At 61.9% G+C, this 11,848-nt stretch carries 9 protein-coding genes and 1 pseudogene; 4 read left to right on the forward strand and 6 right to left on the reverse strand.

What is annotated here, in order from left to right; translation table 11 throughout:
• Window positions 1-266: 266 nt before the first annotated feature.
• Together FSZ13_RS07160 and FSZ13_RS07165 are read left to right on the forward strand one after the other, a co-directional pair.
• Window positions 267-737: a hypothetical protein gene (locus FSZ13_RS07160; RefSeq protein WP_145478859.1), complete on the forward strand. Its 471-nt coding sequence runs from the start codon at window positions 267-269 to the stop codon at window positions 735-737.
• Window positions 738-1,170: 433 nt separating this feature from the next.
• A complete protein-coding gene (locus FSZ13_RS07165; RefSeq protein ID WP_145478860.1) occupies window positions 1,171-2,070 on the forward strand; it encodes a DUF5677 domain-containing protein in 900 nt (299 codons plus the stop codon).
• A 431-nt stretch (window positions 2,071-2,501) separates the two neighbouring features.
• On the opposite strand, the gene FSZ13_RS07170 is transcribed toward FSZ13_RS07165, so the two are convergent.
• From FSZ13_RS07170 to ubiK, 5 genes and pseudogenes are all read right to left on the reverse strand, one after another.
• On the reverse strand, window positions 2,502-4,442 hold the full coding sequence (locus FSZ13_RS07170) for a hypothetical protein (protein ID WP_145478862.1): 1,941 nt from the start codon (window positions 4,440-4,442) through the stop codon (window positions 2,502-2,504).
• Between the two features lie 671 nt (window positions 4,443-5,113).
• Window positions 5,114-6,124, reverse strand: a complete 1,011-nt coding sequence (locus FSZ13_RS07175; RefSeq protein ID WP_145478864.1) for a zinc ribbon domain-containing protein — start codon at window positions 6,122-6,124, stop codon at window positions 5,114-5,116.
• A 742-nt stretch (window positions 6,125-6,866) separates the two neighbouring features.
• Window positions 6,867-7,193: pseudogene (locus tag FSZ13_RS07180) on the reverse strand (magnesium chelatase domain-containing protein); the annotation flags it as partial.
• An 89-nt stretch (window positions 7,194-7,282) separates the two neighbouring features.
• Window positions 7,283-8,785 (reverse strand): YifB family Mg chelatase-like AAA ATPase, encoded by a 1,503-nt coding sequence (locus tag FSZ13_RS07185; RefSeq protein ID WP_145478868.1) that lies wholly within the window; start codon window positions 8,783-8,785, stop codon window positions 7,283-7,285.
• 110 nt (window positions 8,786-8,895) lie between these two features.
• Window positions 8,896-9,174, reverse strand: a complete 279-nt coding sequence (ubiK, locus tag FSZ13_RS07190; RefSeq protein WP_145478870.1) for a ubiquinone biosynthesis accessory factor UbiK — start codon at window positions 9,172-9,174, stop codon at window positions 8,896-8,898.
• A gap of 76 nt (window positions 9,175-9,250) precedes the next feature.
• On the opposite strand from ubiK, the gene FSZ13_RS07195 reads away from it, so the two are divergent.
• Window positions 9,251-9,589: a P-II family nitrogen regulator gene (locus FSZ13_RS07195; RefSeq protein WP_145478873.1), complete on the forward strand. Its 339-nt coding sequence runs from the start codon at window positions 9,251-9,253 to the stop codon at window positions 9,587-9,589.
• A gap of 62 nt (window positions 9,590-9,651) precedes the next feature.
• Here FSZ13_RS07195 and FSZ13_RS07200 read toward each other — a convergent pair whose 3' ends face one another.
• Complete coding sequence (locus FSZ13_RS07200; protein WP_145478875.1) at window positions 9,652-10,299, reverse strand: RIO1 family regulatory kinase/ATPase; 648 nt, start codon at window positions 10,297-10,299, stop codon at window positions 9,652-9,654.
• A gap of 424 nt (window positions 10,300-10,723) precedes the next feature.
• Here FSZ13_RS07200 and FSZ13_RS07205 point away from each other — a divergent pair, with 424 nt between their 5' ends.
• Complete coding sequence (locus FSZ13_RS07205; RefSeq protein ID WP_186308868.1) at window positions 10,724-11,629, forward strand: aspartyl/asparaginyl beta-hydroxylase domain-containing protein; 906 nt, start codon at window positions 10,724-10,726, stop codon at window positions 11,627-11,629.
• The last annotated feature ends 219 nt before the right edge of the window (window positions 11,630-11,848 follow it).

An 11,848-nucleotide genomic window follows, 5' to 3' on the forward strand; every position in this document is an offset into this window, starting at 1 on the left:
CCCCCAGCAGCTCGCGATTGCCCAGCAGGTGGGCTAGATCCGGTCGCTGCCGGGCAGAATGCCAGCGAAATGCCCAGCTCGAAGCGGCCCCGGATCCTGGTAGCGCATTGCGCACCCCGACAGGCGCCCATCCTGGCGGCAGGTCGTGCGGGCCGGCAGTGCTATGCAGTTGAACCCATCATGGCTAACATGCGCCGATCGACCCGGTGGGCACCGGCATCGAGGTTCCCCCTAGCCTGCTGCTTTGACCTTTCCGCGTGGACACCATGACGAAGAAGCTTCGTTTGTTCCTGGCAGTAGTGGTATGCCTGTTTCTTACCTCCTGCAAGATCGATTATTCCATGGTCCGCGTCGCGCCGCCGAGCGGGCCGATTGCGCACCTTGTCGGCGGGATAAACGCGCCACGCGGCGGAGGCGCTTACGTCATCGCCGTGAATGGGGTCAGCGTTGGAATGCCTACGCTAGGTCGCGAGATGCTGATCCCCGCGGGCAAGACCACGCTGAGCATGGCGTTCTGGTATGGCGTGTGGCGCGCGCGCGGCGAACATACCCAGGAGTTCGAGGAGGATGCCTATTACACGGCCGAGGTGACCCCGAACTACGAGGCTAAGCAGGCGCAGTACACGTTCACGAAGGTGTCCCGGCTTCAGTTTCAGGCGTTCCTTTGCGCGACGCAGCGCCAAGCGCAGGAAAATCTGAAGAACATCAATCCGCAGCAGGCACCTGCCTGCGGTTGATTCGCGTATGGTTTAGCGCCGTCCAGGGTCTCACGGCAGCGGTCGGGACGCCACGTTGCAGCCAGGGACTGTACGGTGAATCTCACCAACGGCAACCGGGAGCATTTGGCGTCATGAGAAGCCGGCTTGGGCGACTAACCTTTTCATCCTTGGTGGGGTACCTTCGGGACATGGAAGTCTACCCATGCCCGTCACCTATCGGCCGTTTAGGTGTTTTCTTTTGCGGGGCATCAAGGGCTTCTGCGTTGAGCAGGTTTCAGCTTCCTACTGGCCAACGGAAGAGCTTAAGGTTGGAATTGCCGAGGAACTTGTCGAGCCCGAAGAGCCTTCGTACTATGAGCCAGCGACGATGTCGTTGGTGCTCGCTAAGCGTGCTATGGACTACTTAAGAGATATTTTTCGAAGACCTGGCTAATTCGGAGTAGTGATCAGCATGGATGATTGGCATGAAATGAGGAGGGATGCTTTAGTAGAGAGCATCAGGGCCTCCGCAGTTAGCATCAATGGGGAAGCTGAAAGACTCCGGAAGATTTATCCCTATGATTTTGACCCCGCGCTAGCCAACATGTGGTGTGCGACGGCAGTAAAGGATGCCTTGGTTCGCGTAACGCTTCTCATCGAACAGAACTTTGAGGCGATCAATACACTGGGCTTAGTCGCTGTTTCGCGATATTTGTTCGAGCTGAGTGTCTGGCTAAAGCTGTTTGAAAAGGACTCGAGATACGGCCTCTTCTACTACGGGCAGCTGATCGATACCCAGCGTCGGTACTACGAAGGCACGCTCGGTCAGATGAAGCGGGAGCACAAAATTCTAAGGGACTGTGAAGCGAAGGAGCGTCGAGAACTCGATGCGCAGCTGCCTGCGCAGAGCACTCCGGAGGACCGTGCGCGCGTAAGACGTGAGATTGCTGAGGCCATTGACAAGGTGGCTGCACGCAACTTTTCGATCTATGCAGGGGAGGCTAGCCTCGACGGATACGGGCCACAGGCTAACCATATCCAGTTCCGCGCTATTCCCGAAGTTATGAATAGTCTAAATGGCCTGGCAGGCGACCAGAGTATCTTTGACCAAAGTGTGCTTCCGCACATCAAAGATCTGTGGTTTGACGCTAAAGGCAAACGGCGTCGCTGGAGGTGGAACGAGATGGCAGAGTTGGTTGGGATGGAAACGGAATATGAATACATCTACGCGTTTTCCAGCAAGCTTCTCCACGCAACGCCATCAAGCATTTCAACTGATCAAATGGATCTGCTGCCGGACGAGTACATTGTCTTCATGAGGTACGTTGAAGCGAAGTTGATGGATCTGGTTGAAGTCTCAAGGAAGTACTGACCCGTTGAGTCAGATGAGGTTGTGCCGCTTGCCTTCAGGTGGGGGAATCCAATGGCCCGTTCGAGCCGGCTTACGGCTGGACTCGACAAGGTTGACGCGGCTCCTGTCAGTGCGATCAGTATCGTATTCGAAGAGGGACCTGCGTCTACTCGCCGGAGCGGGGGGCGTGACCAACCCCGGATAGCAGGGCCATTAGCAAGAAGAGATTTCGACCTTGACCGGTAGGGGAACGCATCGGTCCGTGCAGCGCGGACGACCATCACCGTGCCCGACTCCGAGAGAGGTGCTGGGCCGTTCTGGGGAACGTCACCTGCAGACCCGCAATGGTCCAGTAGAAATCCCGGACGCAATGGCGGGCTTGGTGGCGACATGGCTCCATCGACGAGCCGGGCGGGAATAAGTGCGGTTGCGTGCCTGGCCGGCTCTACAGCTCACTTCACAGCGCTGCCAGCAATTTGCTTGCTACCGGTCACGGACTTGAAGAAGGCTATCAACCAGTCTTTGTCCCATTCCTTCTTGTGCTGTCTCTTCTTGCCGTCGTCCTGGGTAACATCCTCATCCTCATCCTCATCGTCATCCTCATTCTGTGAGACATAGCGGTGGGTGAAGCAGTACGCCTTTATGGACGCGGTGCGAAAATGGTCCTCGAGGTTGCTCCCCCTGGCGCTGAAGATGATGTTCAGCGCCCTGGAGATTTGAGCATCGGGGTCAGATCCATCGTCAATCACCAGTGGGGTCATTGCGCCCTGTCGGGTCTGGATCTCGATCCAGAAGGCCGTTCTTCCATCTGACAGCGTCACACCCACGACCAGCGCGCCTCGCTCCAGCCCTCCGGACCGCCTGCCTTCCTGATGGAGGAACGCCCATCCCTTACGAACTCGCTGGTCGTAGCTGACCGCCCGCTCCAGTCCATCTAGAAAGTTCCAGCAGATGCATGACCCAATCGGCACGCGCTGGGTCGAATCCTGAGGGTAGACCAGGCTGAAGTCAGCAATGGCACCTTCAGCCTTGACCGCCTCCAATACCTCGAGAAGCGCCACGAAGTTGCTCTCGGTCGCGCGGTTCTTCAGTCGGGCGTCGAGCGCGCTCTTGGAGTCCTTGGCACCATCGCGGTCGCCGAACGAGCCGTCCTCGGTACTGGTGTTCGGTCCCGGGGCCCTTGGCTCGGTGTACATCGAACTATGGTCCTTCACCAAGTCAAAGCGTGGAGGGGCATTCATCCACTCGAACGTATCGCTGGGCTCGTCGAACGCCTGATGGATGGTTGAACCATTGTGGCCATCGTTGTCTTGCATGCCATTCGGGCGCTTTTGGCCGCGGTCCGGCGCGCCACCATAGGGGCGAGGTCCGCCCGAGTGCTCGAGATCACCGTCCCGGCCGCCATCGTTGACCAGGATGTCGCCCATCTCTGGAAAGTCACGTGGTAGCGAAAACCCGAGCAATGAGGTGACAAGGAACGTCTTGCGCGGTCGACGGCCCCTATGTGGTGTCAGGTAGTACCCCATTACCTTGCCGCTGTAGGGGCCAAGGTCTGGATCCATGGGGATCTGCGCATTGGAGTACCACGAGTAATCACCACCGAACGCGGCGTCGTTCTGCGCTTTGAGCATCGGTGTATAGAGCGCGTTGGCCGTGGCCTTGCCGTAGGGGTAGAAGTGCAGCAGTGCAACAGATACGGCATCCGCCTTACGCATCCCTCGTTGCATCACTAGATGAAAGCAACGAGGGTCCTGCAGCTCGCGCGTCCAGTTTCCAGCGAACTCCTTGTCCAGGAAGATCACCCTGCCGACAGTTTCATCCCAAATCCCGGCGGTGAACACGGACGCCAGATAGGTAGAGCGGGCATAGAAGGTCCGAAATATCAGGCTTCGCGGAATCAAGAACTCGATCCCACTGGTGGAGTCTTCTGCCATCAACACCCCGCTGCGGAAGCGGACGCTGTGCTCGAGGTGAAGCTGGCTGGTCGGAACCGCCTTGAGAGGGAAGTCCCCGTCCTTGCCGATGACTGTGTCGAGCTGGATATTGCGCCCGTACTTGCCAGAGCCTTCTGCGTTCGACAAGGCATCGCCCAGGGACAGCTCTCGGGTGGGAAGTACACCTACGCGCCTGCCGTCACGGTAGACGTAACCAATGCGAATCGAAGGCAGGGCACCGACCAGGACCCTGGCTACAAAAGGCATCTGCTCCGAATAGCCGAAGAGCTTGGCGATCTGATCCGGCGTTGCCTTGGCCGGATCTTTGATGTCATCGGGTAGGGGTGCCAGATAGCAGCACACCGACGTCGATGTAGAGCCCTTATGGGGCTTGGTGTAGCGATCAATCCAACGGATGAAATACAGCCGCGAATCGCCGGGGTAGTCCTTGAAGTCCATCGTGTGCCAATCGATACGTAGCGACACAACAATAGCGGCACCGATGGCGGTGCCTTTAGTATCGGGCCTCGTGGAATAGGTCTGCCGCCAGCCAGCGTCTCACCAAGCAAGCTGCCGCCTCCTAAAAGGGGGGCGGCTCTCAATCTCTGCTCCGGCGAACTAGCATCGTTAACGCACGGCAGCAACAGGACGTGCCAAACCATGGCTAACGCAATGTGCAGGACGCAGAACATGTCCTACGCCGCGAGATAGATCGTTCAAGCTCCGAAGCTCACTTAACCGATGTACCAGATACATTACCCTGCGGTCCGGCGCTGCTGTCGGTCCTGGACAGCAGGTCATTTATGCGGTCAAGGTCCCCTGGCGCGACCGGATCTGCCTCCAGAAACTTTAGGATGGCCACAATTTCGGCCAACAGATCTTCAAGATCGTGCTCCTCGGAAAGCAAATTCTCCCGCGCCTTCCACTTGATAATGAGCTGTTAACTTCGTTCTTGAGAGAATGGCTGCTAGCCTTGATCTTAACGTTTGCAATAGCGTCAGCGATCCTCTTTCCCAAATCTTACATGCCAGCGCTCCTTTACCTGAGTACGACGAAAAACATCACATAGGCACTGCGGCCAGGCTACGAGCTGCGATGTACCCACGACCCTCGTTTCCCAACCGAACCTGCTACTGAGTCATGCGTTTTGCGTCAAATCCGCTGACGTCAAATTCGGCCATGACCGAGCCTTGCTGATAGACGTTGAACTCCACTCGGAGGCGCTTGGCTTTGCCCAGCTTCGTTGTGAGGGTCTTGTATCCTGGGATGAAGACCATCTCGCTGCTGTTGTCCGATGGCTCGGTTCCAGTGAAAGTCTTGGCGGGCTCGTCGTCAAATCGAACACGCACGGGGCAGGAGCTGAAGCTATTGCACAGGATCTGCCCCTTCTCGATGCTGACCATTACATCGTTGCCCCATCGAGGGTGACGCCTGATCGTGAGCTCTGCCTTCTGGCGGCCTGAGTAGGGGAAGTCAAAGTCGAAGCTGTTGGTGCTGGTTACCCGTGCCGTGCGGACGGGCTTTCCCGACATGTCATCCTGCTGGGTGGAATAGGACCACTGCAGGCCTACCGGGTTAAGCTCGTCGTGAAGTTGAGCCTCCAGCTTCGGCCGCATTGCATCAGCCTCCTTGGCTTGGGCCGAGCCGGGATGATTCTTGAGGATAAGCGTGAGGTTCGCCAATCGTTCGGAAGTTGGCCGGGCCTGGTCCTTTGCGGCAGCCAGAAGTTCGGGCGCAGACATCTCGACCGTTGTTGCCTTCGCAGCACTCTGGTCCGATGCCTGAGCAGCGGCTGCCCCACTCTGGCTGGCAGTGCCGCGGCTTGCCGATGGAGTGGCCGCTTTCTTCTCGGGCCCCATTCCGTAGCCCATGACCAACAGGACGAGAAGGCCGACGAGTCCAAACACAATGAATGTTCCACAGCCCGACTTCTTCGGTGCTGGGCGCGGTGCCGGAATGGAGGTCGCAACGGGCGCTGCTGGTACGGCTCGGTTCAGATCTGAAGACGGGCCCAGCGGTGGTGGAGTTGGGATGCCAGGAGTCGGGTCGACTCCCGCGGACATCGGGAATCCGCAATTCGGACAAGCCGAAGCTTGATCACTGATCTGCTTGCCGCATTCGCGGCAGTTCACCAAAGCCATGGCACCCCCTGTGCACACTTTGCCGTAAACGACGCTGTTCCAGGCCGAGATGTTGCCCTCGGCAGTCCAGACCTAGACGAATCGTAGCAGCGCATAGTTGATGCGGCCATAGGGCATGCAGTACAGGAATTGCTTGGGGCGACCAGATAGGGTGCCTGATGTAGGGGAAACCACTACATTCCTAGAAAGATACAAGGAGGCTCAGTAGCCTAGAATACACTTTGTTGGCAAATGAGGCATGCTTGATTCTGGTGTTGCTGATTGCGGCACGCAGGTGCTGGGGTATGCAGGCATCTGCGGATTGGCCATCATGCGTTGCGCAGCGTCACCTCCTTCATCGGAATGGGAGGTCGACGGAACTCATGGGCAAAGGCGGCCTATATGCGTGAGTTCTCGAAGGATACTTACTGGCGTGCGCCTCCAGCGCATTTCGTCAAGACCGCCGCATTCGAGACGCAGCATGATCGCGAGAATCCATTTCCCTACCTGTACCTCCATCACCTGAATCTTCCCTTCTCCTGACCGGCGTCAATTGGCTCAGGAAAGCGGACCGGTTCAATCTCGAATCGGAATTCACGTTGAGACGACGGCTAGTCCACGGCAGATCAGGTGCCATGGAAACCATCTACAACATCTACCTGTACTTCGACACCGATGATCGTTGTGACCGTGTCGGCTACGCAGCCCATGATCTGGACGGGGATGATGATCTCGGCAAGCAGTTGCTGCAGAAGAACGTGTGGGCCAACACTGCTTCTTCGCCATTGCCTGCGGCCAGCACCAGGGTGCGACCGTGCTGCGCAGCAGCGATCGCGGGTGGCAGCGCGCCGTCCACCCCGCGCAGTTCACCTGTCAGCACCAGCTCGCCCAAGAATTCGTAGTTGCCCAGCAGCTGCCGGTCGATCTGGTCGCCGGCGGCAAGGATGCCCAGCGCGATGGCCAAGTCGAAGCGCCCGCCCTCCTTGGGCAGGTCGGCCGGGGCCAGGTTGATCAGGATGCGCTGCCGCGGGTACTCGAAACGTGCGCACAGCAGCGCGGCACGCACACGGTCGCGCGATTCGCGCACGGCCTCTACGAGGAGCGTGCTCGTGCGTGGCGTCAAGTGTCAACGCCGAAGATCGCAATGGATGGTCGCCGAGCAATGGATCAGCAAGCGATTTACCCCACACCCCCACGATCCACCTGCCGGTAGCCAATCGCCTCGGCCAGGTGCGCTGTCGTAATCCGCTCCTGCGCGGCGAGGTCGGCTACCGTGCGGGCCACGCGCAGGATCCGGTGCATGGATCTCGCCGAAAGCTGCAGCTGCTCCACTGCGGTCTCCAGCAACTGCTGGTCATCCGGGTCCAGGTGGCAATGCACGTCGAGTTCGGTGGGTAACAGCTGTGCGTTGGGTTTTCCACTGCGCGCCAGCTGCACCTCGCGTGCGGCGACCACGCGTGCGCGGACCGTAAGGCTGTCCTCGCCCAACGGCGCACCGCTGCGCAGTTCGGCAGGCTCCAGGCGGGGCACCTGCACATGCAGGTCGATGCGATCCAGCAGCGGGCCGGATACGCGCCTGCGATAGCGCTGGATGGCTTCAGCGCTGCAGCGGCAGCGACCACTTCGGTCGCCTGCCCAGCCGCAGGGGCAGGGATTCATTGCCGCCACCAGCTGGAAGCGCGAGGGGAAGGCATCAGTACGCGCTGCGCGCGCCACCATCACCGTGCCGGATTCCAGGGGTTCCCGCAGCACTTCCAGGGTGTGGCGGCTCCACTCGGGAAGCTCGTCCAGGAACAGCACGCCGTTGTGAGCCAGCGAGATCTCACCCGGGCGCGGGTGCGTGCCGCCGCCGACCAGCGATACCGCGCTGGCCGTGTGGTGCGGGGCGCGATAGGGGCGATGCCGCCAACGGGCGGTGTCGATGCCGGTACCGGTGCACGAGGCAATGGTCGCCGTCTCCAGCGCCTCGGCCTCCGTGGCGTCGGGCAGGATGCCGGGCAGGCGCGAGGCCAGCAGGGTCTTGCCGCAGCCGGGGGTGCCGAGCAGCAACAGGTGGTGTCCGCCGGCGGCCGCCACTTCCAGTGCACGCCGCGCCTGCTGCTGGCCGCGCACGTCGCGCAGGTCCGCAACCGCAAGCGGCGTTACCGGCGCGGGCACGGCATGCGGCAGGGACCGGCTGGCCAGCGACGCGCACACTTCGAGCAGGGTGCGGGCCACGCGTACGTCGGCGTGTTGGGCCAGCGCTGCTTCTTCGCCATTGCCTGCGGCCAGCACCAGGGTGCGACCCTGCTGCGCAGCAGCGATCGCGGCTGGCAGCGCGCCGTCCACGCCGCGCAGTTCACCGGTCAGCGCCAGCTCGCCCAGGAATTCGTAGTTGCCCAGCAGCTGCCGGTCGATCTGGTCGCTGGCGGCAAGGATGCCCAGCGCGATGGCCAGGTCGAAGCGCCCGCCTTCCTTGGGAAGGTCGGCCGGGGCCAGGTTGATCAGGATGCGCTGCTGCGGGTACTCGAAACGTGCGCACAGCAGCGCGGCACGCACCCGGTCGCGCGATTCGCGCACGGCCGCTTCGGGCAGGCCGACCATGGTGGTATGCGGCAGGCCGCCGCTCAGCATCACTTCGATGCGCACAGCGGGGGCGGCAATGCCTACGCGCGCGCGGCTATGCACCAGCGCAAGGCTCATGCAGGTTTCCGGGTTGACTCAACGATCTGCGAGCTTGGCCGGGTACGGGGGCTTTGGCTGTCGGGCAGTGCCGTGCTGCGGAATCAGGAGAAGCCGCTTCGGCACGCGGGTCAGGGCGCGGGGCGTTCCGGCGCGGTGTTCGCGGCGTTGGCCGATGCTTCCAGCGCGGCCACGGTCTTTTCCAGCGCTTCCAGCTTCTCGCGGGTGCGCAGCAGCACGGCGCGCTGCACGTCGAATTCCTCGCGGGTGACCAGGTCCAGTTTGCCCAGGCCGGCCTGCAGGGCACTCTTGAAGGTGGCCTGCAGTTCTTCGCGCGACTGACGCAGGCCCGGCGGCACCATGTCGCTCAGGCGGCGTGCAAGGTCATCGAGCTGGTTGAGGTCGATCATGGGGATCTCTGCGGGTGGGGCTGGCCAGGCACTAGGATAGCGGTATCCTTGCGCCGCAGATCAAGGGAGCCAACAGATGAAGATGGTCATGGCGGTGGTCAAGCCGTTCAAACTCGATGATGTACGCGAAGCGCTGGCCGAACGCGGTGTCACCGGGATCACGGTGACCGAGGTGAAGGGCTTCGGCCGGCAGAAGGGTCACACCGAGCTGTACCGGGGTGCCGAGTACGTAGTGGACTTCCTGCCCAAGGTGAAGATCGAGGTGGCGGTCACCGACGACCAGGTCGAGGAGGTGGTGGAGGCCATCGTCAAGGCCGCCGGGACCGGCAAGATCGGCGACGGCAAGGTGTTCGTGTACGACCTGGGCAGCGTGGTGCGCATCCGCACCGGTGAGCTGGACGCCGACGCGCTGTAAGGGGATCGCCGGGCAGAGCCCGGCACTACGGCCGGTAGTGCCGGGCGCTGCCCGGCAGGCATTCAAGCCTTGAACCAGCGGTAGAAGCGCTTCCAGGCCACCCTCACGCCGGCCACCCAGCGCGGGTCGGCCACCTGGGCCGCTTCGGAAGCGCTGGGTCGGGCACCGGTCAGGCGCTGGCGCATCTTGAGCAGGTTCTTCATGTCGCTGCGGCGCAGCTGGCGCGAGACCGGGTGGACCGGCAGCCAGCGCGGGCTGCGCCAGGCCGAGGTGAAGTCCACCAGCACCGGCACGCCGCCATTGACCATCACGTTGGTGCCATGCAGGTCGTTGTGGGTGATGCCGGCGGCATGCAGGCGGCTGAGGGCCATCTGCAACTGCTCGAACACCTCGATGCCCACCGACTGGGCGGCGCTGAGGGTCTGGCCGGGAATGAACTCCATGCCCAGCGCCAGGCCGCCGATGGTGCCGAGCAGGGCAGGGGCGTGCTTCCAGCCGGCCAGCCGCTGCAGGATGCGCGCTTCGCGGCGCACCAGCAGGCGGGCCACCGGCGACAGCGGGGTGCCGCGGTAACGGGTGTAGTCCTTGACCACTGCGGGCTGCCCGTTGAGGCAGGTGCGGTAGACGTCGGGTTCAAGCAGGCGTTCGCCGCGCTTGAGAAGCTCGGCGGGGGCGGTGTCGTCGACACACAAGGCAACGGTCGTATTCATGACGTTCTGGGGCGACCCGGCGGTCGGCGCAAAGCGTCAGGCGTACCGGTGCTGCTGAATGGGGGAGGATCAAGATTTCGTTAATTTTAGTACTCCTCAGTACACCAAACCAGTAGTTGTCAGAAAAATGTAGTAACCGGACGTGGAACAGATCGTCGCGCAGAGCGGGAAAGCCGCACGCGGCAATTATTCGAAATGCAAATAATTCAATGAGTTAAGCAAATGCTCGCCCTCGCCTGAATGCGACGAGGGTTGACCGCGACCCGGCGCGTCCCGACCATTGGCAGGCTGTAGCAGCCTGCGCGGCAGTCCCGCACCCGTCGGCACGTCTCCGTCGCGCACGCGCTCCCCCCCGATGCGGGCCGGTTCCGGTTCCGCGTTCCCTTTGCCCTGATGGGTTCCGGCGCTGGCCGGTGGAAGCTTGATGATCAAGATTATTGTGGTGGCCATGTTCGTGGCCTGCGTGCTGTACATCCATTACCGCGGCAAGGTGCGTGCACGCTGGTCGCGGCAGCTGCTCGACCATTCGAGCTTCATGGCGCCCATCAACGTGATCATGTACCTGTTCTCCAAGGTGCCGACCACGCCGTTCCTGGACCCGGGCAGGGACTTCCCGCAGCTGGAACCGCTGCGGGCGAACTGGACGATGATCCGCGACGAAGCGCTGGCGCTGCGCGATGCCGAGAAGATCGCCGCGTCGAGCTCGTACAACGATGCCGGTTTCAATTCGTTCTTCCGCCGCGGCTGGAAGCGCTTCTACCTGAAGTGGTATGGCCCGTCGCATCCGTCGGCGCTGGCGCTGTGCCCGCAGACCACCGCGCTGCTGGAATCCATCCCCGACGTACGCGCGGCGATGTTCGCCCAGCTGCCGCCCGGCAGCGAGCTGCGCCCGCACCGCGACCCGTTTGCCGGGTCGCTGCGCCTGCACCTGGGCCTGGCCACGCCGAACGATGACCGCTGTTACATCGAGGTGGACGGCGTGCGCAAAAGCTGGCGCGACGGCGAATGGATGATGTTCGATGAGACCTACATCCACCATGCGCACAATGAAACCGAGCAGGACCGGGTGATCCTGTTCTGCGACATCGCCCGACCGCTGCGGTTCGGGTTGCCGGGCCTGTTCAACCGTGCGGTGGCCGCTACGCTGCTGGCCGGTGGTGCGTCGCCGAATTTCCCCGGCGACCCGACCGGCGGGGTGAACAAGGCGTTCGGTGGGCTGTACAAGGTGCGGCTGAAGGCCAAGGCGCTGCGCGCGAAGAGCGCGTTCGCCTACCACGCGATCAAGTGGGGCCTGGTGCTGCTGGTGATTGCGGGGATCTGGGCGCTGTAATCCGATATCGCGAGGGCCGGCCAACGGCCGGCGCTACCGGAATGAAAAAACCCGCGCTGGCGACAGCGCGGGTTTTTTTGTTGGTGCGCGTGACGACCAACGGTCGTCACCTACCGCGGACCGTGGGCCGGTACGCGAGGCCGGTAGGTACCGACCGTTGGCCGGTACGCGGGGCCGGTAGGTACCGACCGTTGGCCGGTACGCGAGGCCGGTAGGTAC

It is taken from the genome of Stenotrophomonas rhizophila (genome assembly GCF_007667275.1).
GTDB classification, from domain to species: Bacteria; Pseudomonadota; Gammaproteobacteria; order Xanthomonadales; family Xanthomonadaceae; genus Stenotrophomonas; species Stenotrophomonas maltophilia_AE.